21 protein-coding genes and 1 pseudogene are annotated in these 24,915 nt (G+C 64.7%); 10 read left to right on the top strand and 12 right to left on the bottom strand.

Annotated features, from left to right (window positions below; translation table 11 throughout):
• Positions 1-48: 48 nt before the first annotated feature.
• The 4 genes from V3314_RS18735 to glcD are packed head-to-tail and all read right to left on the bottom strand — an operon-like array spanning position 49 to position 4,236.
• Positions 49-447: a heme-binding protein gene (locus tag V3314_RS18735; RefSeq protein WP_046615201.1), complete on the bottom strand. Its 399-nt coding sequence runs from the start codon at positions 445-447 to the stop codon at positions 49-51.
• Positions 440-1,675, bottom strand: coding sequence for a glycolate oxidase subunit GlcF (gene glcF / locus V3314_RS18730; protein WP_046615202.1), 1,236 nt, complete (start codon positions 1,673-1,675; stop codon positions 440-442). Before glcF ends, V3314_RS18735 begins: the two co-directional genes overlap by 8 nt.
• A gap of 9 nt (positions 1,676-1,684) precedes the next feature.
• Positions 1,685-2,737 carry a glycolate oxidase subunit GlcE gene (glcE, locus tag V3314_RS18725; RefSeq protein WP_108481494.1) on the bottom strand — a complete coding sequence of 351 codons (1,053 nt, stop codon included), beginning with the start codon at positions 2,735-2,737 and terminating at the stop codon, positions 1,685-1,687.
• Positions 2,737-4,236 carry a glycolate oxidase subunit GlcD gene (glcD, locus tag V3314_RS18720; protein WP_338459476.1) on the bottom strand — a complete coding sequence of 500 codons (1,500 nt, stop codon included), beginning with the start codon at positions 4,234-4,236 and terminating at the stop codon, positions 2,737-2,739. Before glcD ends, glcE begins: the two co-directional genes overlap by 1 nt.
• 194 nt (positions 4,237-4,430) lie before the next feature.
• Between glcD and glcC the strand changes: the two genes are divergently transcribed.
• Positions 4,431-5,195: a transcriptional regulator GlcC gene (gene glcC, locus V3314_RS18715; RefSeq protein WP_084785154.1), complete on the top strand. Its 765-nt coding sequence runs from the start codon at positions 4,431-4,433 to the stop codon at positions 5,193-5,195.
• A gap of 141 nt (positions 5,196-5,336) precedes the next feature.
• On the opposite strand, the gene V3314_RS18710 is transcribed toward glcC, so the two are convergent.
• Positions 5,337-5,654, bottom strand: coding sequence for a DUF2388 domain-containing protein (locus tag V3314_RS18710; RefSeq protein ID WP_003260922.1), 318 nt, complete (start codon positions 5,652-5,654; stop codon positions 5,337-5,339).
• A gap of 227 nt (positions 5,655-5,881) precedes the next feature.
• On the opposite strand from V3314_RS18710, the gene V3314_RS18705 reads away from it, so the two are divergent.
• Both V3314_RS18705 and V3314_RS18700 read left to right on the top strand, forming a co-directional pair.
• Positions 5,882-6,508 (top strand): glutathione S-transferase, encoded by a 627-nt coding sequence (locus V3314_RS18705; protein WP_135003143.1) that lies wholly within the window; start codon positions 5,882-5,884, stop codon positions 6,506-6,508.
• A gap of 255 nt (positions 6,509-6,763) precedes the next feature.
• Positions 6,764-7,078 (top strand): annotated as a pseudogene (locus V3314_RS18700) (hypothetical protein); the annotation flags it as partial.
• Between the two features lie 339 nt (positions 7,079-7,417).
• Here the strand turns inward: V3314_RS18700 and sfnR are convergent.
• From sfnR to mrdA, 4 genes are all read right to left on the bottom strand, one after another.
• Entirely contained in the window at positions 7,418-8,518 is a 1,101-nt protein-coding gene (sfnR, locus tag V3314_RS18695) for a sigma54-dependent transcriptional activator SfnR (protein ID WP_046615207.1), read from the bottom strand.
• 9 nt (positions 8,519-8,527) lie between these two features.
• Positions 8,528-9,715, bottom strand: coding sequence for an acyl-CoA dehydrogenase family protein (locus tag V3314_RS18690; RefSeq protein WP_338459475.1), 1,188 nt, complete (start codon positions 9,713-9,715; stop codon positions 8,528-8,530).
• A 9-nt stretch (positions 9,716-9,724) separates the two neighbouring features.
• On the bottom strand, positions 9,725-10,285 hold the full coding sequence (gene msuE / locus V3314_RS18685) for an FMN reductase (RefSeq protein ID WP_025338724.1): 561 nt from the start codon (positions 10,283-10,285) through the stop codon (positions 9,725-9,727).
• A gap of 380 nt (positions 10,286-10,665) precedes the next feature.
• On the bottom strand, positions 10,666-12,561 hold the full coding sequence (gene mrdA, locus V3314_RS18680; RefSeq protein WP_046615209.1) for a penicillin-binding protein 2: 1,896 nt from the start codon (positions 12,559-12,561) through the stop codon (positions 10,666-10,668).
• Between the two features lie 562 nt (positions 12,562-13,123).
• Between mrdA and V3314_RS18675 the strand changes: the two genes are divergently transcribed.
• From V3314_RS18675 to V3314_RS18665, 3 genes are all read left to right on the top strand, one after another.
• The gene (locus V3314_RS18675) at positions 13,124-14,464 is read left to right on the top strand and encodes an MFS transporter (RefSeq protein ID WP_046615210.1); all 1,341 of its coding nucleotides are present in this window, start codon (positions 13,124-13,126) and stop codon (positions 14,462-14,464) included.
• 111 nt (positions 14,465-14,575) lie between these two features.
• Positions 14,576-15,829, top strand: coding sequence for an OprD family porin (locus tag V3314_RS18670; protein ID WP_338459474.1), 1,254 nt, complete (start codon positions 14,576-14,578; stop codon positions 15,827-15,829).
• 203 nt (positions 15,830-16,032) lie between these two features.
• Positions 16,033-16,746, top strand: a complete 714-nt coding sequence (locus V3314_RS18665) for a GntR family transcriptional regulator (protein ID WP_338459472.1) — start codon at positions 16,033-16,035, stop codon at positions 16,744-16,746.
• A gap of 6 nt (positions 16,747-16,752) precedes the next feature.
• Here the strand turns inward: V3314_RS18665 and V3314_RS18660 are convergent, their stop codons facing one another.
• Together V3314_RS18660 and V3314_RS18655 are read right to left on the bottom strand one after the other, a co-directional pair.
• Positions 16,753-17,703 (bottom strand): PDR/VanB family oxidoreductase, encoded by a 951-nt coding sequence (locus tag V3314_RS18660; protein ID WP_085599195.1) that lies wholly within the window; start codon positions 17,701-17,703, stop codon positions 16,753-16,755.
• 12 nt (positions 17,704-17,715) lie between these two features.
• A complete protein-coding gene (locus V3314_RS18655; RefSeq protein WP_046615213.1) occupies positions 17,716-18,783 on the bottom strand; it encodes an aromatic ring-hydroxylating dioxygenase subunit alpha in 1,068 nt (355 codons plus the stop codon).
• A gap of 211 nt (positions 18,784-18,994) precedes the next feature.
• Here V3314_RS18655 and V3314_RS18650 point away from each other — a divergent pair, with 211 nt between their 5' ends.
• The 3 genes from V3314_RS18650 to V3314_RS18640 are packed head-to-tail and all read left to right on the top strand — an operon-like array spanning position 18,995 to position 23,167.
• Positions 18,995-19,663: an ABC transporter ATP-binding protein gene (locus V3314_RS18650; RefSeq protein WP_085599191.1), complete on the top strand. Its 669-nt coding sequence runs from the start codon at positions 18,995-18,997 to the stop codon at positions 19,661-19,663.
• Positions 19,660-22,122, top strand: a complete 2,463-nt coding sequence (locus V3314_RS18645) for an FtsX-like permease family protein (RefSeq protein WP_338459469.1) — start codon at positions 19,660-19,662, stop codon at positions 22,120-22,122. The genes V3314_RS18650 and V3314_RS18645 overlap by 4 nt, the downstream gene beginning before the upstream one ends.
• Positions 22,112-23,167, top strand: coding sequence for a lipocalin-like domain-containing protein (locus V3314_RS18640; protein ID WP_338459467.1), 1,056 nt, complete (start codon positions 22,112-22,114; stop codon positions 23,165-23,167). Before V3314_RS18645 ends, V3314_RS18640 begins: the two co-directional genes overlap by 11 nt.
• 189 nt (positions 23,168-23,356) lie before the next feature.
• Here V3314_RS18640 and V3314_RS18635 read toward each other — a convergent pair whose 3' ends face one another.
• On the bottom strand, positions 23,357-24,103 hold the full coding sequence (locus tag V3314_RS18635) for an enoyl-CoA hydratase (RefSeq protein ID WP_085599184.1): 747 nt from the start codon (positions 24,101-24,103) through the stop codon (positions 23,357-23,359).
• A gap of 102 nt (positions 24,104-24,205) precedes the next feature.
• Here V3314_RS18635 and V3314_RS18630 point away from each other — a divergent pair, with 102 nt between their 5' ends.
• Positions 24,206-24,850 (top strand): TetR family transcriptional regulator C-terminal domain-containing protein, encoded by a 645-nt coding sequence (locus V3314_RS18630; RefSeq protein ID WP_046615218.1) that lies wholly within the window; start codon positions 24,206-24,208, stop codon positions 24,848-24,850.
• Positions 24,851-24,915: the final 65 nt, after the last annotated feature.

Below are 24,915 nucleotides of genomic sequence, written 5' to 3'. Positions count from 1 at the left end.
GAAGGCCCTGTGGAAGCGGGCAAGCCCGCGAAGAGGCCGGTACAGGATTCAGAGGGCAGCCGCCCCGGCCTTGGCCACCTGGGCATCCTGTTCGGCCTTGACCCCGGACACGCCGATCGCCCCCACCACCTGCCCATCCACCCGCAGCGGCACGCCGCCTTCCAGGCTGGTCAGCAGCGGCGCGGTGACGAAAGCGGTACGGCCACCATTGACCATCTCCTCGTAGTCCCGCGTCTCCTTGCGCCCCAGCGCGGCCGTGCGGGCCTTTTCCATCGCGATGTAGGCGCTGGCCGGCGCGCAGCCGTCCAGGCGCTCCAGGGCCAGCGGGTGGCCCCCGTCGTCGACCACGGCAATGGTCACGTTCCATTGTTGCGCCTGAGCTTGCTGACGGGCGGCGGTGAGCACGCGAGTGACTTCGGCCTGGCCGATCACGGATTTGCTATGCATGGTGGTTCTCCGGGTTCAAGGCTGCTTCGACGATTTCGATCCAGTGCCGCACCGGTGTGCGCCCGGCCCCGTCGAGGTGGGCCTGGCAGCCGATATTGGCGGTGGCGATGACTTGCGGTTTGCCGCTTTCCAGGGCGTTGAGGCGGTTGTCGCGCAGTTGTAGCGACAGCTCGGGCTGGGTCAGCGAATAGGTGCCGGCCGAGCCGCAACACAGGTGGCCGTCCGGTACCGGAGTCAAGGTGAAGCCCAGGCGTGTCAGCAGTGCCTCCACCACACCCCCCAGCTTCAGCGCGTGCTGCAGGGTGCATGGGCAATGGAAGGCCAGGCGCTGTTCGACGCACAGCCCCAGTTGCTCAATCGGCTCGTCACGCAGCACCTCCACTAGGTCGCGGGACAGGGCGCTGACCCGTGCGGCCTTGGCGGCGTAGCGCGGGTCTTTTTCCAGCAGATGGCCGTAGTCACGCACGAACGCGCCGCAGCCGCTGGCGGTTTGCACGATGGCCTCGGCGCCGGCTTCGATGGCTGGCCACCAGGCATCGATATTGCGACGCGCCCGTTGCAGGCCTTGCTCCTGGGCATTTAGGTGATAGTCCACCGCGCCACAGCAGCCGGCCTGCTGGATCGGCACCACGCTGATGCCCAGGCGGTCCAGCAGGCGTGCGGCGGCGGCATTGGTGTTGGGCGACAGGGCCGGTTGCACGCAGCCTTCCAGCATCAGTACCCGCCGCGCATGGCGCGGTGCGGGGCGGTGGCCGGGGGCGGTGACCCGCGCCGGCAGCTTGCGCTTGAGCGTGGCCGGTAGCAGCGGGCGCAAAGCCTGGCCGCTACGGGTCAGGGCCTTGAACAGCGCCGGGCGTGGCACCACTGCACGCAGGCCCTGGCGCAGCAGGCGCTGGCCGAGCGGGCGTGGCACCTGTTGATCGACCACGGCGCGGCCGATGTCCAGCAGGTCGTGGTACTTCACCCCGGAAGGGCAGGTGGTTTCACAGTTGCGGCAGGTCAGGCAGCGATCCAGGTGCAACTGGGTGCTGGCAGTGATCGGCGCGCCTTCGAGCACTTGCTTGATCAGGTAGATGCGCCCGCGTGGGCCGTCCAGCTCATCGCCCAGCAGCTGGTAGGTGGGGCACGTGGCGGTGCAGAAACCACAGTGCACGCAGGAGCGCAGGATGCTTTCGGCCTCGTCGGCGCGGGCCAGGTGCCGGGCGGTTTCGCTCAGGTTGGTTTGCATGGTCTGGCCTCACAGGTCCGGGTACAGGCGGCCGGGGTTGAACACCCCCTGGGGGTCGAGTTGCTGCTTGAGTGCGCGGTGGTAGCGCATCAGCGCGGTGGGCAGCGGTGGGCTGCTGGCAGGGCCAGGGGCATGGCAGGTGGCGTGGCCGCCGACCTTGGCAACCTGATCGCGGATGTGCTGCGCCGGCGCCGTTGACTTGAGCCAGCGCTGCGCACCACCCCAGTCGATCAGCTGCTGGCCGGGCAGCTCCAGCTCGCCGGTGACGATGGGCACGGACAAGCGCCACAGCGGCGCGGGGCCGGCAAAGAACGCCAGGCGCTGCTCGCGCAGGTCGCTCCAGAAGCGGCTGTCCAATGCCTCGCCGCCCAGGCGCTGGCGTGCCGACTGGACCGAGCCTTCGCCGCCTTCCAGGCGCAGGTACAGCGCGTCGCCGTCATGGCAGGCCGCGCTGATCGGCAGCGGCTGCTGGCCCCATTCAGCCAGCTCCGCCAGTGCCTGGTGGCGGCCCATCGGCAGGCGCAGGCTGAGGCACTGGCGCGGGCGTGGCAACACTTTCAGCGACACCTCGGTCAGCAACCCGAGGCAGCCGAAGCTGCCCGCCATCAGCCGCGACACGTCGTAGCCGGCAACGTTCTTCATCACTTCGCCACCAAAGCGCAACAGCTTGCCGTGGCCGGTGATCACCCGCGTGCCCAGCACATAGTCGCGCACCGACCCGGCCCACGGCCGCCTGGGGCCGGACAAACCGGCAGCGACCATGCCACCCAGGGTGGCTTCTGGGCCCAGGTGCGGTGGTTCGCAGGGCAGCATCTGGCCAGCTTCGTGCAGCGCCGCCTCGATCTCGCGCAGCGGCGTGCCGGCGCGGGCAGTCAGCACCAGTTCGGTCGGGTCGTAGCTGACGATGCCACGGTGGCTGCGGGTGTCGAGCACCTCGCCAGCCACCGGGCAGCCGAGCATGGCCTTGCTGTTGCCACCCTGGATACGCAGCGGCGTGGCCTGGCTCAGCGCCTGGTTGACCTGCTCCAGCAGGGCCTGGCTGTTGTCGCGGTCCATGCTCATCAGAAACGCTCCAGTTCGGGGAAGGGCAACTGCCCATGGTGCACGTGCATGGCGCCGAATTCGGCGCAGCGGTGCAGGGTGGGGATGTTCTTGCCGGGGTTGAGCAGGCCCTGTGGATCGAAAGCGGCCTTGACCGCATGGAACAGGGTGATTTCGTCGCTGTTGAACTGCGCGCACATCTGGTTGATCTTCTCCCGCCCCACACCGTGTTCGCCGGTGATGCTGCCGCCCACGGCCACGCACAGTTCGAGGATCTTGCCGCCAATGGCTTCGGCACGTTCCAGCTCGCCTGGCAGGTTGGCATCGAACAGGATCAGCGGGTGCATGTTGCCGTCGCCGGCATGGAACACGTTGGCCACGCGCAGGCCGTATTCGCCGGACAGTTCGCTGATGCCCTTGAGTACCCGTGGCAGTTCGCGGCGCGGGATGGTGCCGTCCATGCAGTAGTAGTCCGGGGAGATGCGCCCCACCGCCGGGAAGGCGTTCTTGCGCCCGGCCCAGAAGCGCACGCGCTCGGCCTCGTCGCAGGCCAGCCGCACATCACGCGCGCCGGCCTGGGCCAGCACGGCGGCGACCCGTTCGCAGTCGTCGTGCACATCGGCCTCGACGCCATCCAGCTCGCACAGCAGGATCGCCGCCGCGTCCACCGGGTAGCCAGCATGGATGAAGTCCTCGGCCGCGCGGATCGCCAGGTTGTCCATCATCTCCAGGCCGCCGGGGATGATCCCGGCAGCGATGATCTCGGCCACTGCCCGGCCGGCGTCCTCGACGCTGTCGAAGCTGGCCAGCAGCACCCGCGCGACCTGGGGCTTGGGCAGCAGCTTGACGGTGACTTCAGTGACGATGCCGAGCATGCCTTCGGAGCCAGTGAACAGTGCCAGCAGGTCGAAACCTGGGCTGTCCAGGGCATCGCTGCCAAGGGTCAGGCGTTCGCCCTCGACTGTGAGGATTTCCACCTTGAGCAGGTTGTGCACGGTCAGGCCGTACTTGAGGCAGTGCACGCCACCGGCGTTCTCGGCGACATTGCCGCCGATGGAGCAGGCGATTTGCGAGGACGGGTCCGGCGCGTAGTACAGGCCGTGGGGCGCGGCCGCCTGGGAGATGGCAAGGTTGCGCACGCCGGGCTGCACACGGGCGAAGCGGCCCTGCGGGTTGACTTCGAGTATGCGGTTGAACCGTGCCATCACCAGCAGGATGCCTTTGGCCAGTGGCAAAGCGCCGCCCGACAGGCCGGTACCAGCGCCGCGTGCCACCACCGGCACGCCCCGCTGGTGGCAGAGCTTGAGCAACGTCTGCACCTGCTCCAGGCGCTTGGGCAGCACCACCAGCAGTGGCACCGTGCGGTAGGCCGAGAGGCCGTCGCATTCATAGGGCTTGAGGTCTTCCTCGTGGTGCAGGATCTCGAGGTCGGGCAAGGCAGCGCGCAGCGCTTGCAGCAGCGCCGCCCGGTTCACATCGGGCAGCGCGCCATCGACGCGTTCGTCGTACAGGATATTCATCGGCTCACTCGGCAACGGTTTTGTTGTTGTTGGCAAAGCGCTCACCCTTGCAGCCTGCGCGTGGCCACGGCAGGGGTCGAGTACGGGTTGAACTGGTCCTACCAGTTTTTGCCGTGAGTACTGGTTATTGATGGCTTTGCCCGGCTAGATTGAGGCAAGTGGTCTAAGTGGTCCTACCAGCAGGAGGGTACGCAGTGGGTACTGAAGGCAAGGCCAAGGTTGCCGACCAGGTGGCCGAACGGGTCGAGCGGCTGATCGTCGAAGGCGTGCTCAAGGTGGGCCAGGCCCTGCCGTCGGAGCGGCGCCTGGTGGACAAGCTGGGGTGCTCGCGCTCGGCGCTGCGCGAAGGCCTGCGCATCCTGCGCGGGCGCGGCATCATCGACACCGAGCAGGGGCGCGGTTCGTTCGTTGCCGACCTGACGGGCCATGCGGGCGCCACGCCTTTGATGCACCTGTTCGGCTCGCAGCCGCGCACGCTGTTCGACCTGCTGGAAGTGCGGGCGTTGCTGGAGGCCGAATCGGCGCGCCTGGCGGCGTTGCGGGCTACCGAGGTCGACCGTTTGCTGATCCGCCGGCGTTATGAAGAAATGTTGGCTGCGCACGAAGCCCCGGAAGCGATCGATGCCCGTGAACATGCTCGCCGCGACCATGCCTTTCACCGGGCGATCAGCGAGGCGTCGCACAACCCGGTGCTGGTGCATACCTTGCAATCGCTCAGTGACCTGACCTTGAGCACGGTGTTCGCCTCGGTCAACAACCTGTATTGCCGGCCGGCGCAGAAGCGCCAGATCGATCGCCAGCATGCGCGGCTGTATCACGCGGTGATGGAGCAGTTGCCCGAGCAGGCGCAGCGCGCGGCGCGCGAACACATCAACGGCATCCGCGACAGCTTGCGGGAGATCGAGCAGGAGGAGCAGCGCCTGGTAAGGGCTACCATGCGCATGGATGGCTGGGGTTGAAGGCTGGGGTTGAAGTTTAGTCTGTGCCGGCACTTTCGCGGGTAAACCCGCTCCCACAGGGGACCGCACTGGGTTTGAAGTCGGTGCGGTTCCTGTGGAAGCGGGTTTACCCGCGAAGAGGCCGGTGCAGGATTACCTCAATCAATGATCGGCTATGCGGTCATCCTGCGAGAGGAGGGCCCGGGCCAGCTCTTCATCATTGGCCTGCAGGCCTGGGTTGTCCTTGCGGGCTTGTTCCAGCGCCGACTCCACATAGGCGCCACGGATTGCACCACCGCTGGCGACGTAGGCCGAAAGCTCGTCACGCGCCGGGATGATCCGTTTGTCGTCCTTGAAGGTCGAGTAAAGCGAGGCGGAAACACCGGCCGAGGTTGCGACGTCGCCTGCGTCGACGTCAGCCAGGGCAGCACCGGCAGGCAGCAGGAGCAGCAGCGCAGGGGCGAGGAGTAGGTGGCGCATGGTGTGTTCTCCAGTAGCATGAAGCCCAAGTAATTGAACCACTCAGTGTTTAAGAAAGCGCAGGTGGGGTGGTAGTTCCCTTGTTCAACGCTGGAGATTGCCGGGGCTGCTGCGCAGCCCATCGCCGGCAAGCCAGCTCCAACTGGGACCATTGACCGTTGCGGGCCAGGCGTGATCTGCTCGGGCTGATGGCCCAATCATTCAATGGATACTGAAGGTTCTTACCCATGCCCGACTACAAGCTGCATTGTTTCGCCGAATCCGGTAACGCCTACAAGGCTGCCCTGATGCTTGAGCTCACAGGCCTGGACTGGCAGCCGGTGTTCGTCGATTTCTTCAATGGCCAGACTCGCGAACAAGCCTGGCGCGACGAAGTGAACGAGCAGGGCGAGGTGCCGGTGTTGGAGCACGCCGGCAAATCCTTCACTCAGTCTGCGCTGATCCTTGACTACCTTGCGGAGAAAACCGGACAGTTCGGCCCCCGCGACGAAGACGAAAAGCGCGAGATCTGGCGCTGGATGCTGTTCGACAACCACAAGTTCACCAGTTACTACGCGGCGCTGCGTTTTCTTTTCTGCCTGAAGAAAACCGGTGAAACGGACGTGACCCGGTTCCTGCGTGAACGTGCCATGGCAGCCTACCGTATTGTCGACGCGCACCTGGCGAAGACGCCGTTCATGGTCGGTGGCCGGTTGACTATCGCTGACCTGTCGTTGGCCGGGTATGTGTTCATGCCTGAGGACACTGGCATTGTGTTGGCGCAGTTCACCCACATCGAGGCATGGAAGACGCGAATCCAGACGTTGCCAGGGTGGAAGCACCCGTATGAGCTGATGCCCCGCGCGGCATCCTGAGCAATCCGGCTCGCCAGGCCATGGTGCAGTGGCCTTTGGCGAGCAAGCCATTCTGATGACCGGTCGGTGACAGGCGCAGCGGCGTGGCTACGCTCAAAAAATCAAGAAACATCCTGAAATATTTGGCCGGCAAGGCCCTGAAGGATCTCGTTCACCGCTGCAGATGGAAGGCCGCACTGGCTAGCAAGTCGCCCCATGGGGGCCGGAAATCACAGGGTGCGTAATGCAACCCGGTGTTACTCCAAGCGGAGGCTCATGATGCTCAGGAAATGCTTGTTGGCTTTGGCTATCGGTGCAGTATTGTCGGCTTCGGCCGTGTTGGTGCCTGACTCCTTTGGCGTTACCTCCAGCGCGTACGCGAAGGATGGTGGCGGTGGCGGTGGTCACGGTGGCGGTGGAGGAGGCAGCGGCGGTGGCGGTGGCCATGGCGGCGGAGGTGGTGGCGGTGGTGGCCATGGTGGCGGCGGAGGCGGTGGTCATGGCGGTGGAGGTGGTGGTAGCGGCGGCGGTGGCTCGGGTGGTGGCCACGGCGGCAGTGGCAGCGGGCACAGTGGCGATGGTGGAGGGCATGGTGGCCCGGGTCATGATGGCCGCGGGCGCAATGGTGCTGATGATGGTGCCGACCACGAGGCCAACCACGAAGCAAATCATGAAGCCAACCATGAGGCGAATCACGAAGCGAATCACGACGTGGGCGAGCCCCACGGTGTAGGGCATGGCGCTGATGATGGGGCTGACCATGATGTTGGGGATGATCGCGGAGGCGACCAGAACTAGCAGTTTGGGTGCCTGTGCCGGCCTCTTCGCGGGCACGCCCGCTCCCACAGGTATCGCGCCGCTTTCAAGGTTGGCGCAGCACCTGTGGGAGCGGGCGTGCCCGCGAAGAGGCCCGAACAGGCCATACACCATTCAGATCGACAACCGCACCACCCGGTTATCCAGCACCTGCTGCTCCTGCCCCCGCCGCTTGTTCACCACCAACTCACCGATCGCAATCAGCCGGGTGCGGGTGATGTTGCGCGACAAACCCAGCAACTGCGCGGTATGCACCTGGTTGTAATGGCAGAACCGATACGCCGACCGCAGCAGGGTATTTTCCACCTTTTCGTACAGGTCACCCGACTGCTCTTCGAACAAGCGGCTGAACGCCCGCTGCAGCAGATCCTCCACACCATTGCCCGCCGGCTCTTCCTCCTGCCGTTCGATACGCAGGTTGGACAAGCGCAGGTCCTGCGCCTGCACCGTGCCGTCGCCGCAGGTCAGCAAGCTGTGGTGAATCACGTTCTCCAACTCGCGGATGTTGCCCGGCCAACTGTATTCCACCAGTTTGGCCTGGGCCTTGGCGCTCAGTTCCACCGGCCCGTAGCCCAGCCGGTCGCTGTAGCTGCGGATGAAGTGCCGGGCCAAGGGCAGGATGTCGCCCGGGCGGTCGCGCAATGGGTGCAACTGCAAGGTCACCACGTTCAGCCGGTAGTACAGGTCTTCGCGAAAATGCCCGGCGTTAATGGCCTTTTCCAGCTGCACATTGGTCGCCGCCAGTACCCGCACATTGATCGGGATGCTCTTGCGCGACCCCAGCCGCACCACTTCGCGCTCCTGCAGCACGCGCAGCAGCTTGACCTGGATCGGCAACGGCAGGTCGCCGATTTCGTCGAGGAACAGCGTGCCGCCGTTGGCTTCCTCGAACCAGCCGGCCTTGGCCGCCAGGGCACCGGTGAAGGCGCCTTTTTCATGGCCGAACAGCTCCGCCTCGACCAGCGATTCGGAGAAGGCTCCGCAGTTGACAGCGACGAACGGGCCGTTGCGCCGGCCACTGAGGTTGTGGATGTGGCGTGCGACCAGCTCCTTGCCCGTGCCGGTTTCGCCGATGATCAGCACGCTGGCCTCGCTGGGGGCGACCTGTTGCAGGTGGGCAAGCAGCGCCTGCGACCTGGGGTCTTCGAAAACCTGTGCGGTGGCCCGGATCGAGGTGGCCAGTGTCGGGGACGGGGGGAGGGTCAGCAGTTGCATGGGCAATCCTCAGGAATAGAAGGATGGGGCAGGGCGCTTGTTGTTGAGGGCCCACTCGCCGAGTTCGTGGATGCGGTAGTCCACTGGGTCGTGCAGGGTTTGCGTGCGCAGGTTGCGCCAGTGCCGGTCGAAACGTAGTGAGGCGTGGGTGGCGCGGGCGCCGGTGACCTCGAACAGGCGGTTACAGATGTCCAGGCCATGGCGGCTGGCGGCAACCTTGGCGGTGCCGATGGCCAGGGCCAGGTCGCCGCGCTCTTGCGCCGTGAGGGCGTGCTCCCTGGCCCAGGCGGCATCGAGCTGGCGTGCGGCCCGTTCGATCAGCAGGCGCACGCTCTCCAGGCCGACCCAGAACTCGCCGTAATGGCGCAGCACGTAGGGGTCTTCGGCGCTGCTGGCGGCGCTTGAGCGGAACCACGGCCGGCTTTCCTTGAGCGTGTACTGGCGGGCCTCCTCGAACGCCCCCTCGGCGATGCCGAGGAACAGGTTGGCGAAGTGCAACTGGGCAATCAGCGGGCGCAGGGCGGCGAACGGCGTGCTCAGGGGGCCAGGGTCGAGCAGCAGTTCGTTGTGCTCCACCCGTACCCGCTCGAACGTGGCGCTGCCGCTGTCGGTCTGGCGCTGGCCGATGTTGTTCCAGTCGCTGTGCAGGCTGATGCCGGTGCGGCCACTCGGGATGGCGGCAATCAGCAGCTTGCCACCGGCACGTTCGTCCACCGCCGAGGCGATGAGCATTTCCGAGTCGCTGGCGCCGGAGCAGAAGCTTTTCTTGCCAGAAAACTCGCACCAGCCATCGAAGTGCTTGACCACGGTGCGTGTGTCCAGCGGGTTCAGGGCATTGCCCCAGAACCACTGCTTGCGGGCGGTCTGCTCGAACCACGGTTGCCATTGGTCAGGGCGCGAGAACAGGCGCACGGTGGCCAGCATCAGGTGATGGAAGCCGAACACGTGGGCGATGGAGCTGTCGACCCGGGCGAACTCGCGCACCACCGCGAAGGTGTCATGCCAGCTGGCGCCCTGGCCGCCGAAGGCCTGCGGGATCACCAGCGACAGCAGGCCGCTGTCACGCAGGGCATCGCGCTCGGCTTTTGGCGTGCCGCCACGCTCGTCGCGTTCGACGGCGGTCTGGGCAAACTGCCCGGCCAGTTCGCGGGCGATGATCATGGCAGGGCGCTGGGCTGTATTCACAGGTGCATTCATGGCCGCTCCTCAGGCGCTCTTGCGCAGCGCATGATGAGCGCCGAACAGCGGCACGGCGCGCTCTGCGGCCAGGCGGATGCGGGCGGCAAGGGCTGCGCTGGACACCCGGTAGTCGGCCATTTCCGCCTGACTGGCGAACACGCCGATGGGCAGCGTCAGGGCTTGCAGGAAGCTGAACAGTGGGCGCAGCTGGTGGTCGAGCACCAGCGCGTGGCGCTCGCTGCCGCCGGTGGCGGCGAGCAGCACCGGGGTGTCGACCAGGGCGTCCTGGCCGATCAGGTCGAACAGGTGCTTGAAGTGGCCGGTGAAGCTGCCGCGGTACACCGGCGTGGTCACCACCAGCAGGTCGGCTTTTTCCACCAGGCGCAGTTGCTGCTCGACGGCCTCGGGCAGTTCGCTGCGCCACAGGGCGCTGCCCAGCGGGCGGGCGATCTCGCCCAGTTCGATCAGGTGCGGCTTGATGTGCAGGTGCTGGGCCAGTTCGGCGAGGATCGCCTCGGTCAGGGCCAGGGTGCGCGATGGGCGGGCAGTGCCGCCGGACAGGGCTACGACGTTCAGTGGGGTGCTCATGGGCAGGTCTCCGGTGCTTGTTGAGCGGGGGACTTTGCTTGAGCAATCGTCGTGCCGAGTATGAATGTTCTTTTATTTCAACAGGTTAGCGCATTTATGATGCTTGCGGCGCTGTTGCCGTGTGGGCGTTGCCTGTTGATCCTGTGTTGCGCTGCAGACAGTTGGCCAGGTGTTGGCGGCTGTGCAGTTGGGGATTTATAGAGGATTACGGAATGATAAAAAAAGGAATAAGATTTTATATTCTTATTCCTTATTTTGATTTTCATGGGCTGGGGCCGCTTCGCAGCCCATCGCGACACAAGGCCGCTCCTACAGGCGGACGCGGTCTCTTGTAGGAGCGGCCTTGTGTCGCGATGGGGCGCGAAGCGGCCCCAAATATCCTAAGTGTGCGGCACGCTGCGAGGCACTACCCCACCCGCATACTGCGGCTTCAGATGCCCCTGCTCATCCAGCAGATAGGCATCCATCACCTCCCGCACCACCGGCCCTGCCACCCGGCCACCGGCTTCACCGTTCTCGATCATCACCGCCACCACCACACTCGGGTGATCAGCTGGGGCAAAGCCGACGAACAGGGCATTGTCGCGGTGCCGCTCCAGGGTCTTGTCGCGGTTGTAGCGTTCGCCCTGCTTGATCGCCACCACCTGCGCGGTACCGCTCTTGCCGGCAATGCGGTATTGCGCACCGGCCGCGGCCGCGCGGGCGATGCCGCGCGGGTCGTGCATGACCATCTGCATGCCCTGGCTGACCTGGTCCCAGGCGTGTCTGTCGTGCAGCACGATATCGGGCATCGGGTTGGGGTCTACCGGCGCATCGCCACCCACGGTCATGGCCAGGTGCGGGCGGTGCCACACGCCCTTGCTCGCCAGCAGGCTGGTGGCCTGGGCCAGCTGCAGTGGGGTGACCTGCATGTAACCCTGGCCGATGCCCAGGATCAGCGTCTCGCCCGGGAACCAGGCCTGGCGCCGTGTGGCGCGCTTCCACTCGGCCGACGGCATCAGCCCGGACGCTTCCTCGAACATGTCCAGCGACACCTTCTGGCCCAGGCCGAACTCGGCCATGTAGTCGTGCAGGCGGTCGATGCCCAGCTTGTGCGCCAGGTCGTAGAAGTAGGTGTCGTTGGAACGCATGATGGCAGTGTACATATCCACCCAGCCATCGCCGCTGCGGTTCCAGTTGCGGTACTTGTGGTCGTAGTTGGGCAGCTCGTAGTAGCCCGGGTCGAACACCCGGCTGCCCGGGGTGATCACGCCGCTGTCGAGGCCGGCGATGGCCACCTCCGGCTTCACTGTCGAACCGGGGGCATACAGGCCGCGCAGTACGCGGTTGAACAGCGGGCGGTCGATGGAATCGCGCAGGGCGGCGTACTGTTTGAAGCTGATGCCCTTGACGAACAGGTTGGGGTCGAAGCTGGGGTTGCTGACCATCGCCAGCACGTCGCCATTGGCCGGGTCGAGCACCACCACCGAGCCGCGGCGGTCGCCCAAGGCCTTTTCCGCGGCCAGTTGCAGGTGGGCGTCCAGGGTCAGGACGATGTCCTGGCCCGGGGTCGGGGCCTTGTGGTTGAGCACACGCATCACCCGGCCCTGGGCGTTGGTCTCGACCTCCTCGTAGCCCACGTGGCCATGCAGCTGGCTTTCGTAGAAGTGCTCGATACCGGTCTTGCCGATCGACTGGGTGCCCCGGTATTCGGTGCTGTCGAGGGTCTTGGCCTCTTTCTCGTTGATGCGCCCCACATAGCCCACCGAGTGGGCGAAATGCTCGGCCAGCGGGTACTCGCGGATGAACTGTGGTTCCACCTCCAGGCCTGGCAGGCGGAACTGGTTCACCGCCACCAGGGCGATCTGCTCTTCGCTCAGGCCGACCATCAGGGTCACCGGTTCGAACGGCTTGCGGCCACGGCGCAGGTCCTTGTCGAACTGCTTGCGGTCGTCGTCGGTCAGGCTCAGCACCTGGGCCAGGGTATCGAGCACCTTGGCCGTGTCGCCGCCAGCCCGCTCGCGGGTCATGGTCAGGTCGAAGCTGGGCTTGTTGTCGGCCAGCACCACGCCGTTGCGGTCGTAGATCAGCCCGCGCTCGGGGGCGATAGGCAGCACGTGCACGCGGTTGTTTTCCGATACGGCGGTCTGCTGGTCGTGTTGCAGCACCTGCAGCACATAGAGCCGGCCCACCAGCACGGCGACCAGGCTGAAGACCAGGGCGGCGCAGGCCAGAAGCCGGCGGTTGACCAGGTGCTTTTCCTTTTCGTGGTCCTTGAGGGGGATCGGTTGCGGCATCAGGGGCTCTTTTCTACGGGGTCGCCTTGGCCGTGCGGGCGCACGAATGGGCGGGGGATGCTACGCAACCCGCTATGCCGCCTCAAGGCGAGTGCCGTCGGACGATAGCGTGGCATCGGCTGTGAGCCCCGTGATCAGGGCGCTGGCGGGCTATATGAAGATTTGTTCATGGCTGACCCTTCGTGAAGGTTTAAGGGAGATTTTTGGCGCTTTTATGGATCCATAAATTTTGTTTGTTCGATAATCGAACATTAATTCTTGGTTCGTTTGATCTAATAAAATATTGAAAATCATATATTTATGTTGATTATGTCGAGCATGTAGTGGCGTTTTGCTAAGAGAAACCCTGTTTTCTTGTGTGCGCACTGATTGTTTGTGGATCCATTATCTGGTTGATTAGCGCCTGGCAACGGCCAGAAACCTCCGGCCGTATGCAACAACAATTACAAAAAAAGGGCCCAGTCATGAATGGCTTTTCAAGGGTGTGGAGCCGCCAAGGTTCCTTGCGCTTTGCCTGCACGTGCGCATCTCCTCTCTCACCTGTGAACCGGCAGGTGAGCCCATGAATCCCGACCTCAAGCAACGCCTGGACGCCGAACCGATGGGGCGCTTCCAGTGCCTGGCCATTGGTATCTGCATCATTCTCAACATGATCGACGGCTTCGACGTATTGGTCATGGCCTTTACTGCTGCCTCGGTGTCTGCTGAGTGGAGCCTGAACGGGGCGCAAGTGGGGTTGCTGCTCAGCGCCGGCCTGTTCGGCATGGCGGCGGGGTCGCTGTTCATCGCGCCATGGGCCGATCGCCTTGGTCGTCGCCCGTTGATCCTGTTGTGCCTGGCGCTGTCCGGTATTGGCATGTTGCTCTCGTCGCTGAGCCAAAGCCCGCTGCAACTGGCAATGTTGCGTGGACTGACCGGTTTGGGGATCGGCGGCATCCTGGCCAGTAGCAATGTGATTGCCAGCGAGTACGCCAGCAAGCGCTGGCGTGGCCTGGCGGTCAGCCTGCAGTCCACCGGCTATGCGCTGGGCGCGACCTTGGGCGGTTTGCTGGCGGTATGGCTGTTGGGGCACTGGGGCTGGCGCTCGGTGTTCCTGTTCGGCGGTATTGTCACCGTCCTGGTGATTCCGCTGGTGCTGTTGTGGTTGCCGGAGTCATTGGACTTCCTGCTGGCACGCCGGCCAGCCAATGCCCTGGCGCGGGTCAACCGCCTGGCGGCGCGCCTCGGCCAGCCGACACTGGAGCAACTGCCAGCACTGGCGGTAAGGGAGCAGGGCGCAGCCAGCGGTTTCAAGCAGCTGCTGACACCGGTCATGCGCCGTACCACGCTGGTGATCTGGTTGTTGTTCTTCCTGGTCATGTTCGGCTTCTACTTCGTCATGAGTTGGACGCCGAAGCTGCTGGTGGCCGCCGGGCTGTCGGCCGAGCAGGGCATTACTGGCGGGGTACTGTTGAGCGTTGGCGGTATCCTCGGTGCGGCGCTGATAGGCGGCCTGGCCTCGCGCTGGCCACTGACCCGCGTGCTTGCGCTTTTCATGCTCATCACCGCAGCGCTGCTGGTGCTGTTCGTGACCAATGGCGCCTCGGTCAGCGCGGCGTTGGTATTGGGGTTGTTGATCGGGTTGTTCTCCAACGGCTGCGTGGCCGGGCTGTATGCCTTGTCGCCCGTGGTCTATGGCGCTTCGGTGCGCGCCACTGGTGTGGGCTGGGGCATCGGCATCGGTCGCATGGGCGCGATCCTGTCGCCGACCGTGGCTGGTGTGCTGCTCGATGGCGGCTGGCAACCGTTGCACCTGTACGGGGTATTCGCCAGCGTATTCGTGCTGGCCGCAGGTTGCCTGCTGTTGCTGCGCAGCGGAACAAGGCCGACGCCAGGCTTGGCTAGCGATGCACTGAGCCACTGAGCCACTGAGTACTGCCCGGTCAGGTCGGGCACCTGAATGCAGCTTTTCGCCCTGTGCCCACGCCGGCACGGGGTGGTCGGCTGCGCCTACGAAAAGCGGAGAACAATAATAATGATGCACACGACTTGCACACTGACCCGTTCGGCCCTGGCGGTTTCGCTGGCGCTGGGCCTGGGGTTGCCGGCCTGGGCCGAGGAAGGGGGGTTCTTCGAGGATGCCAAGGCCGGGTTGACAATGCGCAACTACTATTTCAATCGTGATTTTCGCGACCCAGGGGCGGCCAAGAGCAAGGTTGAAGAGTGGGCCCAAGGCTTCATCTTCAAGTTCAGTTCAGGCTACACCCAAGGATTGATTGGTTTGGGCCTGGACGGCATCGGCATGTTCGGCGTGAAGCTGGACAGTGGCCGCGGTACCAGCGGCTCCGAACTGCTGCCGGTGCATGATGAGGGGCGCGCGGCTGACGACTATGGGCGCGCCGGGCTGGCGGCGAAGCTGCGCATTTCGGCCACCGAGTTGAAGGTAGGTGAACTGCTGCCGGACATTCCATTGCTGCGCTACGACGATGGCCGCCTGTTGCCGCAGACCTTCCGCGGCGCAATGTTCGACTCACGCGAAATCGAAGGCCTGAGGTTGCAGGCTGGCCAGTACCGTGAGGTTAGCCTGCGCAACTCGTCGGACATGCAGGACCTTTCTGCCTGGGCTGCGCCAGGGGTGACTGCGGACGGTTTCAACTATGCCGGTGCCGAGTACCGTTTCAACCAGCAGCGTACGCTGATCGGCGCCTGGCATTCGCAGCTGGAGGACATCTACCAGCAGAGCTACTTCAACCTGCTGCATAGTCAGCGAGTAGGGGATTGGACGCTGGGTGCCAACCTTGGTTACTTCATCGACCGGGACGATGGCCAGGCGCGCATCGGTGATATCCAGAGCCGTACAGGCTACGCCTTGCTTTCTGCCACGCGCAGTGGTCACACGTTGTACCTGGGGCTGCAGAAGGTGAGTGGTGATAGCCAGTGGATGTCGGTGTACGGCAGTAGCGGACGAACCTTGGGCAACGACATGTTCAACGGCAACTTCAGCAATGCTGACGAGCGCTCGTGGCAAGTGCGTTACGACTACAACTTTGTCGCGTTGGGCGTGCCAGGCCTGATGGCCATGGTGCGTTACGGGCACGGCGAGAACGCGACCACGGCGGCAGGCAGCAATGGCAAGGAGTGGGAGCGCGATACCGAGGTCAACTACACCTTCCAGAGCGGGGCATTGAAGGACCTCAACATCCGGCTTAACAACGCGACCAACCGGCGTAGCTTCAATGCTGATTTTGACCAGACACGGTTGATCATCACCTATCCGCTGACGTTGTAAGCGCGTCGTATCCTTGAGGTTGCGGGGGGGCAAAACGGGTCGCATGCCCCGCGTCGTCTCCTTTGCGGCCAAACCCGCTCCTGCATCTGCAGCGCATGGCTTGAGGCGGGGGCGTTGTCATGCAACCCGCCAGCCTCAACAGGCCAGCAGCAACCTCTCGGCTTGCGCTAAAATGCCCGCTCATGTCTCTGGAAGCTGCCTGGATGAGCAAACCCGGTCAAATGGTGCTGGTCGCGTTGCGCAAGATGATCGCCTCGGGCGAGCTGGCGGCCGGCGAGCGCTTGATGGAAGTCCCCACCGCAGAATTGTTCGGTGTCTCACGCATGCCGGTGCGCATTGCGTTCCGTACCCTCGAGCAGGAAGGCTTGCTGGTGCGCTTCGGTGGCCGGGGGTTCCAGGTGCGTTCTGTCAGCGCCGATGACATCGCCGGAGCTGTCGAGGTGCGAGGCGTGCTGGAAGGGTTGGCTGCGCGCCAAACCGCAGAACGTGGCTTGTCCGCGCAAGCTCGCGCGGCCTTGCAACAATGCCTGGTTGATGGCGACCAGCTGTTCGACAAGGGCTTCGTGACCGAAGCAGACCTGGAGGCCTACCACGATCTCAATATGCGCTTTCACCAGGTGATCATCGAGGCCAGCCACAACCCGGCCATTGCCGTAGCACTGGCGCGTAACGATCACCTGCCGTTCGCTTCGGTCACCGCGCTGGCTGTAGACCGCCATAACCTGGCCCGCGAATACCGGCGCTTCAATTTCGCCCACATGCAGCACCATGCGGTGTTCGATGCCTTGATCAACCGCCAGGGTGCCCGCGCCGAAGCGATCATGCGCGAGCACGCCAATGCCACCCTTCGTTACGCCGAGACCTTCGGCGGCGCTGCTCCAGACCCAGGCATGAAGGTCATCCTGCCGACTTCTTGAGCCGGCTCAGATATCCAGCACCAGCAACGGCGTTTTCGACCGCGAGCAACAAGGCGTGAACTGGTCGTTCAGGGCTTGCTCCTCCTCGGTGAGGAACATGTCGCGATGGTCGGGCGTACCCCGTAGCACACGGGTCAGGCAGGTACCGCAAATACCTTGCTCGCACGACATCGCGACCTCGATGCCGTTCTGTTCAAGCACCTGCACCACGGTCTGGTCGGCCGGCACCTCGAACACTTGCCCGGTACTGTTGACCTGCACCGAGAAACTACCGTCGTTACTGGCATCCACTGGCGCAGCTGCAAAGTACTCGCGGTGCAGGTTGGCTTCCTGCCAACCCAGCTTCTTGGCATTCTCGAGCACATGCTGCATGAAACCACCTGGCCCGCACACATACAGGTGCATATCGCCTTGTGGGTTGCCCAGCACTTGAGCAATGTCCAACGCCGTTTCCGGCTGCTCGTCAAAATGCACGAACAACCTATTGGCAAACGGCGCATTGCGAATACGCTCGACAAACGCCGCACGCTCGCTGGAGCGGGCGCAGTAGTGCAGTTCGAAATCATGGCCACTGTGGGACAACTGCTCGGCCATGCACAGGATCGGGGTAATGCCGATGCCTCCGGCAAACAGCAAACTGCGCCGTGCATCCTCGGCCAGCGGGAACAGGTTGCGCGGCGCGCTGATACGCAGCCGGGCACCGGCCTGCACCTGCTCGTGCAGGCTGCGTGAACCGCCCCGCGAGGCCGGGTCGTTGAGCACGCCGATCAGGTAGCGGTGGCGCTCTTCGGGGTGATTGCACAGCGAATATTGGCGCACCAGCCCGTCGGGCAGATGCACATCGATGTGCGCGCCAGCGCTGAACGCCGGCAGCAGGCTGCCATCCGCCGCCGCCAGCTCGAAACTGCAGATACCCTGCGCTTCATCGTTACGGGATACCACAACGGCATCGATCATGTTGGCAGTTCCTCAGGCAGGGGTGGCGCTGGTAGCGATCAGTTGCGGCTGGGGTGCACGTTCTTTGGCGATGAGCCGCTCCAGCACCTTGCGCGACTGCACGCCGCCGGCATCAATGTTCAGCTTCAGAAGGCTGCGCTCGGGGTTGGCCAGCAGGTTCTGTTGCTGGCGTTCGAGCATCTCCAGGTCTTCGCTGAAAATCTTGCCCTGGCCTTCGCGAATGTTGTCTGTCAGGGTCTGGTCGTGTGCCGCGAAATTGCGCGCCATGCCCCAGAAATACCAGATCGAGGTATCGCTTTCCGGAGTGATGAAGTCGACCACGATGCTCGACGCCTTGTGCTGCGCCTCGGCGTGGTAGCCACCTTTGCCAGCATGCGCCACGCCGACTTCGATCAGCACATGGCTGGGCGGGGTGAAACGGCAAATCTGCCAGCGGTCCACTGGCACATCGTCGGCCAGGCCGTTGCCGCGCAAGGCCATGCGCCAGAAGGGCGGGGCCATGATGTTTTCCATGTGTCGGGCGGTGACTACTTCGTCGCCGGTGACGGTGGTGACCGGCGGCGCCTCGTCGATTTCTTTCTGGCCGATGCTGGAGGCGTGCACGTAGGTTTCGTGGGTCAGGTCCATCAGGTTGTCGATCATCAGGCGGTAGTCGCAGCCGATGTGGAAAAGCCCACCTCCATAGGCCCACTCATCACTCACCGCCCATTCCAGGTGCGGGATCAGCGCCGGGTCGGCTTGTGCCTGATCGCCCGGCCAGACCCAGATGAATCCATAGCGCTCGACTGCAGCAAAGGTCTTGTTGCAGGGGAAGCCTCGTACCCGCTGGCCCGGCATCGACACGGTCTTGCCGTCGCAACCCATGACCAGGCCGTGGTAGCCACATACCAGATTGCCGTCCTCGACATAGCCCAGCGACAACGGCGCGCCACGGTGCGGGCAGAAGTCCTCGACGGCCGCTACGCGGTTCTCGCGGCCACGGTAGAACACGATCTTCTCCCCGCAGATCTGTCGGCCCAGGGGCTTGGTGGCGATTTCGTCGGGGGTGCAGGCAACGTACCAAGTGTTCTTGGGGTACATGGGTAGGCTCTCCGGGGGTTTTGTTTTTATTTAATGGATCCATTAGAGCCGTACGAGTACGCATGGTCAATATAAGCAGCCCGTTATTTCAGGGTTTTGTGCGGTTATCGGATAATTAGTGGATCCATTTGTAGTGCGCATGGGCACTTTCATGCTCCAGCAGCGCTTGACCTGCTATTACTAAACAGACCTCACCCACCAAGGCCTCTCGATGCTGGTCATCGAAAACCTCTACAAGTCATTCCCTACGCCCCAAGGCCCAATCCCGGTCTTGCAAGGCGTCAACCTGCGCCTGGCGCGCGGCAGCAGCCTGGCGCTGATGGGCGAGTCGGGCAGCGGCAAGAGCACCTTGCTGCACCTGGTGGCCGGTCTGGACCGTGCCGACAGTGGCCGCATCCTGATCGACGACACCCCGCTCGACAGCCGTTCCGAGGCGTCGCTGGCGCTGTGGCGGCGGGAGGGCATCGGCCTGGTGTTCCAGCAGTACAATCTGATCAGCAGCCTGGACGTGGGGGCCAACCTTGCGTTTCAGGCCCGGCTGGCCGCTCGGCATGATCCCGATTGGCTGGCGTACCTGGCGCAGCGCCTGGGGCTGGCAAATTTGCTGGCGCGTTACCCGGAGCAATTGTCTGGTGGCCAGCAACAGCGGGTTGCCATCGGCCGCGCCCTGGCCGGGCGCCCGGCCTGGTTGCTGGCCGACGAACCCACCGGCAGCCTCGATGAAGCCAGCAGCGATGAGGTGTTGAGCCTACTGTTGCAGCTGGTCGCCGAGGCTGGCAGTGGGGTGCTGTTGGTGACCCACAGCCCGCGGCTGGCGGCGCGCTTGCAGCAGTGTTGTTACCTGCAGGCCGGCCGCGTGCGGCCCGAGCTGGGCGGATGAGGCTTCTATCGCTGGCCCTGCTGGCGCTGCTCAGCCACTGGCGGCGCCATCGCGTGCAGTTTTTCAGCATCTTCACCGGCCTGTGGCTGGCCACGGCGCTGTGGACCGGCGTGCAGGCGCTGAACAGCCAGGCACGCAGCGATTATGCCCGGGCCAGCGCCGTGCTGGCCGGGCCGTTGCAGGCGCAACTGGTGCCGCGGGGAGGCGAGCGCTTCGACCAGGCACTGTACGTGCAGTTGCGCAGGCAGGGCTGGGCGGTGACGCCGGTACTGGAAGGGCGCTTGCGCTTTGCTGGTGAGCCGGCGCGCAGCGTGCGGTTGATCGGCATCGAGCCGTTGAGCCTGCCACCGGCCAGCAGCATCGCCGGTGTGCAGCCCGGAACGTTCGACCTGCAGGCCTTTGTCGGCATGCCCGGGCAAGCCTGGGTCGGGCCGGACACCTTGCGCCAGCTGCATGCAGGCCCCGGGGCCTCGGCACGCGACAGCGAAGGGCAACTGCTGCCATCGTTGGTTCTGCAGCCAGCGCTGGCCCCAGGGGTGATCGTGGTCGATATCGGCCACGCCCAGACGCTACTGCATGCACCCGGGCAGTTGTCGCGCTTGCTGGTGGCTGCCACGCCGGGTCCGTTGCCAGCGGATATCGCGCCTTACCTTGAGTTGCAACCCCGGCAGGACGATGGCGGCTTGCAGCGGCTGACCGACAGTTTCCACCTCAACCTGACCGCCCTTGGCCTGTTGGCGTTCGTCGTCGGCCTGTTCATAGCCCATGCCGCAATCGGTCTGGCACTGGAACAGCGGCGCGGCCTGATCCGCAACCTGCGCGCCTGTGGCATCGGCCTGCAAACCCTGTTGTGCGCGTTGGTGCTGGAGCTGGGGCTGTTCGCGGTGCTGGGCGGGCTGGCCGGCGTGGCCAGTGGTTACGGGCTGGCCGCGTGGTTGCTGCCCGATGTGGCCGCCAGCTTGCGCGGCCTGTATGACGCCCAGGTCGCCGGGGCGCTGAGCCTGCCCGCAGGGTGGTGGCTGCTGGGCATGCTGATGAGCGTGCTGGGGGCGCTGCTGGCGGGTTTGGGCAGTGTACTGCGTGCGGCGCGGTTGCCGTTGCTGGCGCTGGCGCAACCTCAGGCGTGGCGGTTGGCGCAGGGGCCTTGGTTGCGGCGCCAGGCCCTGGTGGCCGGCCTGTTGCTTTTGCTGGCCCTGGGCTGTGGCGTGCTGGGCGACAGCCTGCCCAGCGCGTTCGGCCTGCTGGCAGGCTTGCTGCTGGCGGCGGCGCTGCTGCTACCGGCCTTGCTCGACCGGGTGCTGGCCTGGTTGGCGCGCCATTGCCGGCGGCCTTTGGCGCAATGGTTCGTCGCCGACAGCCGCCAGCAATTGCCGGCCCTGAGCCTGGCGTTGATGGCACTGCTGCTGGCGCTGGCGGCCAGTGTCGGGGTGGGCAGCATGACCGAGGGCTTTCGCAAGACCTTCGTCGGCTGGCTTGACTCGCGCCTGTCCGCCGACCTGTATGTCACGCCAAGGGACACCGCCCAGGGCATGCAGATAGCCGAGTGGCTTGGGCAGCAACCTTCGGTGGGTGTGGTGTTGCCCGGCTGGCGTGAGGAAACACAGCTGCAGGGCTGGCCGGTGCAGGTCCAGGGCATCGTCGATCACCCCGTCTATCGCACACGCTGGCCATTGCTGGCGCAGCAAAAGCACGCCTGGCAGCAACTGGCTGCCGGGCAGGCCGTGATGCTCAGTGAACAGCTGGCCAGGCGACTGAACCTGCAACTGGGCGATCGCCTGAGGCTGCCTGCAGACACTTCGCCAGCCCTTAGCGTTGTGGGCATCTATGCCGATTATGGCAACCCCAAAGGGCACATGCTGGTCAACGCCGGCTGGCTGCGCGGGCACTGGCCACAGGCAACCCTGACCGGCTTGAGTGTCGATCTGGTGGGCGATCAGGTGTCGGCGCTCGAGGCTGCATTGCAACAGCGCTTTGCCCTGGACGACAGCCGCGTGGTCGAGCAGGCGCGTCTCAAACGTTGGTCGACCGACGTGTTCAACCGCACCTTCGCCGCCACTGCCGCGCTCAACAGCCTCACCCTTGGCGTGGCAGGCGTGGCGCTGTTCATCAACCTGCTGACCCTGGGCCAGACCCGCCTGCGCCAGTTGGCGCCGCTGTGGGCACTGGGTGTGCGGCGTACGCACCTGGTGTGGCTGAGCCTTGGGCAGACACTGTTGCTGAGCAGCCTTACCGTGCTGCTGGCGATCCCGCTGGGCATCCTGCTGGCCTGGTGCCTGGTAGCGGTGGTGAACGTGCAGGCATTCGGCTGGCGTTTGCCGCTCTACGTGTTCCCTGGGCAACTGCTGCACCTGACACTGCTGGGCGTGCTTACCAGCCTGTTGGCCAGCGCCTGGCCACTGTGGCAGCTGGCGCGTCGCCAGCCGCGCGAACTGTTGAGGCCGTTTGCCGATGAAACGTAGCGCCTGGCTGTTGCTGTGTGGGTTGCTCGGCGGCTGTGACCAGCCCGCCGAGCAGAGCTATGCCGGGCTCGGGCAGCAGGCGGGCGAATTCAGCCAGGTAAGCCGCGGCCATCGCCTGGAATTTCCGCGTGACCACGGGGCCCACGATGGCTTTCGCATCGAATGGTGGTATGTCACCGCCAACCTCCAGGACTTCCTGGGGCGGGACTGGGGCGCGCAGTGGACGCTGTTTCGCTCGGCCCTGCGCCCAGGCCCCGAGACTGCCGGCTGGAACAGCCCGAACCTGTGGATGGGACATGCGGCGTTGACCGGTCCCGGTGGCCATCAGTTCGGCGAAACCTTGGCGCGTGGAGGTATCGGCCAGGCCGGCGTGCAGGCCCAGCCGTTCCGGGCGTGGATCAATGACTGGTCGTTGCAGGGCAGCAGTGGCATCGAAAATCTGCAAATGCTCGCCGGTGGTGACGGCTTTCGCTATGACCTGCAACTGCACAGCGAGCGGCCCTTGGTGCTGCACGGGGACCAGGGCTACAGCGAGAAGTCCGGCAAGGGACAGGCTTCGTACTATTACAGTCAGCCGTTCTATCGGGTGAGTGGGGAAGTGCAGCGTGACGGCCAATGCATTGCAGTCAGCGGCCTGGCCTGGCTGGACCGGGAATGGAGCAGCCAGCCGCTGGCTGCCGGGCAGACGGGTTGGGACTGGTTTTCCCTGCACCTGGACAGTGGTGCCCGATTGATGCTGTTCCAGGTGCGCGAAGTGCAGGGGCAGGCGTATCGCGCCGGGACCTGGGTTGGCCCGCAGGGTAAGGTGGTGGCACTGCAGGGTGCGCAGATTCAGCTGCAGGCGCTGGCCTGGGCCCGGCAGAAGAACGGCAAGCAGGTGCCGACGCGATGGCGGGTGCAGGTGCTGGGGCATGGCGTGGATGTACAGGTCGAGGCTGTGGAATCGCAAGCCTGGATGGAAACGCGGTTCCCGTATTGGGAGGGGCCGGTACGCTTGACCGGGAGTGCGGGTGGGCGTGGGTATCTGGAGATGACCGGCTATTAGCAATACTGGGGTTTCTGAGTTTTACCGGGGCTGCGTTGCAGCCCATCGCCGGCAAGCCAGCTGTCATGGAACAACCCAGGGCTCATCGGTTCAGTGAGGCTGCTCCTACAAAGGACGCTTCAAGCGAGCGATATTTGTGGTGGGAGCAACTGGCTTGCCGGCGATGGGCCGCAACGCGGCCCCAGGTTTTCAATCCTTGATCAACCCTCGCAACACCGCTCGCGCTTCTTCAGTGCGCAAGCACTCGATGAACAACCGGGCCTCCCGCGCCACTGTCGTCTCAAGCTCGGCCCGTTGGCCATCCTTGAGCAGCCGCTTGCTGATGCGCAGCGCCGCCTGCGGGTAGCCTTGCAGCTGCCGCGCCAGGCGCCGGGCAGCCGCCAGGCACTGTTCCCCGTCTTCATGCAGTTCATTGGCCAGCCCCCAGGCCACCACCTGTTCGCCGTCGAGCAACTCGTTTGCCAACAGCAGGCGAGCTGCCCGGGCATGGCCAAGCAAACGCGGCAGCAGCAGGCTGGAACCGAACTCTGGGCACACGCCCAAGGGCGCGAAAGGGATGCGCAGCTTGGTGGTACGGCTGACCAGTACCTGGTCGCAATGCAACAGCAAGGTGGCGCCAATGCCGATTGCCGCACCACTGACCGCGGCAATCAGCGGTTTGTCCAGGCCCATCACCACCCGCATCAGGCGAAACACCGGGCTGTCCAGGTCGGCAGGCGGGTTGTCGAGGAAGTCGCGCAAGTCATTGCCGGCGCTGAAGCAGTGCGGCCCACCGGTGATGATGATGGCTTCGACATCAGGGTCTTCACCTGCCGCCAGCAGCAGGTCGCCCAGCCGTTGGTACATGGCGGTGTTCAAGGCGTTGAGCTTGTCGGGGCGGTTGAAGGCCAGGGTCAGCAGGCCCTGGTCCAGGTCACGTGTGATCAGGTCGTTCATGGCAGCCGCTTTTGTTGTTGTAGGCAAGGGTGGCAAGGGTTTATCACGCAGTCCGGCTTGTTGTACAGTCGTTCAGCCCAGCCCATAGCCCGAGAGCCGCCGATGAACCAGGAAGCCCGCTACCACCGCATGCTGCCGGAATTGCGCAAAGCCAACCTGGTCGAGGCAACCCTGGCATGCCTCAAGCGCCATGGCTTCCAGGGCGCGTCGATCCGCAAGATTTCGGCCGAGGCCGGGGTTTCGGTCGGGTTGATCAGCCATCACTATGCAGGCAAGGATGAGCTGGTGGCCGAAGCCTACATGGCGGTCACCGGCCGAGTGATGGGCCTACTGCGCGAGGCCATGGCCCAGGCTGCGCCCAATGCCCGCGAACGGTTGTCGGCGTTCTTCCGCGCCTCGTTCTGCGCCGAGCTGCTCGACCCGCAATTGCTCGACGCCTGGCTGGCGTTCTGGGGCGCGGTGAAGACCGCCGATGCGATCAACCAGGTGCATGACCATTCCTATGGCGAATACCGCAATGAACTGAGCGGGCTGCTGGCCACGCTGGCCGGGGAGGAGGGCTGGCAGGGCTTCGATGCCGACCTGGCGGCCATCAGCCTGAGCGCCTTGCTCGATGGCCTGTGGCTGGAGTCGGGGCTCAACCCCGGTACCTTCACCCCCGAGCAGGGCGTGCTGATCTGCGAGGCCTGGGTCGATGGCCTGCAGGCCGGTGGCCGGCGCCGCTTCAGCCTGCCGGAGGGCTGTTGATCGCCTGTTCAGTAACGAGTACGCTGCTGTCGCGAGTGTGTAGAACAAACCAATAAAAAAAAGAG

Source organism: Pseudomonas sp. TE3-3-F2023 (genome assembly GCF_036784815.1).
GTDB lineage: Bacteria > Pseudomonadota > Gammaproteobacteria > Pseudomonadales > Pseudomonadaceae > Aquipseudomonas > Aquipseudomonas pudica.
The sequence above is the reverse complement of the archived record's forward strand: the minus strand, read 5'-3'. Positions and strand labels throughout refer to the sequence as shown.

Coding starts and splice junctions, on each gene's coding strand:
- V3314_RS18735 (WP_046615201.1), bottom strand. CDS start 447: ATGCATAGCAAATCCGTGATCGGCCAGGCCGAAGTCACTCGCGTGCTC.
- glcF (WP_046615202.1), bottom strand. CDS start 1,675: ATGCAAACCAACCTGAGCGAAACCGCCCGGCACCTGGCCCGCGCCGAC.
- glcE (WP_108481494.1), bottom strand. CDS start 2,737: ATGAGCATGGACCGCGACAACAGCCAGGCCCTGCTGGAGCAGGTCAAC.
- glcD (WP_338459476.1), bottom strand. CDS start 4,236: ATGAATATCCTGTACGACGAACGCGTCGATGGCGCGCTGCCCGATGTG.
- V3314_RS18710 (WP_003260922.1), bottom strand. CDS start 5,654: ATGCGCCACCTACTCCTCGCCCCTGCGCTGCTGCTCCTGCTGCCTGCC.
- V3314_RS18705 (WP_135003143.1), top strand. CDS start 5,882: ATGCCCGACTACAAGCTGCATTGTTTCGCCGAATCCGGTAACGCCTAC.
- sfnR (WP_046615207.1), bottom strand. CDS start 8,518: ATGCAACTGCTGACCCTCCCCCCGTCCCCGACACTGGCCACCTCGATC.
- V3314_RS18690 (WP_338459475.1), bottom strand. CDS start 9,715: ATGAATGCACCTGTGAATACAGCCCAGCGCCCTGCCATGATCATCGCC.
- msuE (WP_025338724.1), bottom strand. CDS start 10,285: ATGAGCACCCCACTGAACGTCGTAGCCCTGTCCGGCGGCACTGCCCGC.
- mrdA (WP_046615209.1), bottom strand. CDS start 12,561: ATGCCGCAACCGATCCCCCTCAAGGACCACGAAAAGGAAAAGCACCTG.
- V3314_RS18675 (WP_046615210.1), top strand. CDS start 13,124: ATGAATCCCGACCTCAAGCAACGCCTGGACGCCGAACCGATGGGGCGC.
- V3314_RS18670 (WP_338459474.1), top strand. CDS start 14,576: ATGATGCACACGACTTGCACACTGACCCGTTCGGCCCTGGCGGTTTCG.
- V3314_RS18665 (WP_338459472.1), top strand. CDS start 16,033: ATGAGCAAACCCGGTCAAATGGTGCTGGTCGCGTTGCGCAAGATGATC.
- V3314_RS18660 (WP_085599195.1), bottom strand. CDS start 17,703: ATGATCGATGCCGTTGTGGTATCCCGTAACGATGAAGCGCAGGGTATC.
- V3314_RS18655 (WP_046615213.1), bottom strand. CDS start 18,783: ATGTACCCCAAGAACACTTGGTACGTTGCCTGCACCCCCGACGAAATC.
- V3314_RS18650 (WP_085599191.1), top strand. CDS start 18,995: ATGCTGGTCATCGAAAACCTCTACAAGTCATTCCCTACGCCCCAAGGC.
- V3314_RS18645 (WP_338459469.1), top strand. CDS start 19,660: ATGAGGCTTCTATCGCTGGCCCTGCTGGCGCTGCTCAGCCACTGGCGG.
- V3314_RS18640 (WP_338459467.1), top strand. CDS start 22,112: ATGAAACGTAGCGCCTGGCTGTTGCTGTGTGGGTTGCTCGGCGGCTGT.
- V3314_RS18635 (WP_085599184.1), bottom strand. CDS start 24,103: ATGAACGACCTGATCACACGTGACCTGGACCAGGGCCTGCTGACCCTG.
- V3314_RS18630 (WP_046615218.1), top strand. CDS start 24,206: ATGAACCAGGAAGCCCGCTACCACCGCATGCTGCCGGAATTGCGCAAA.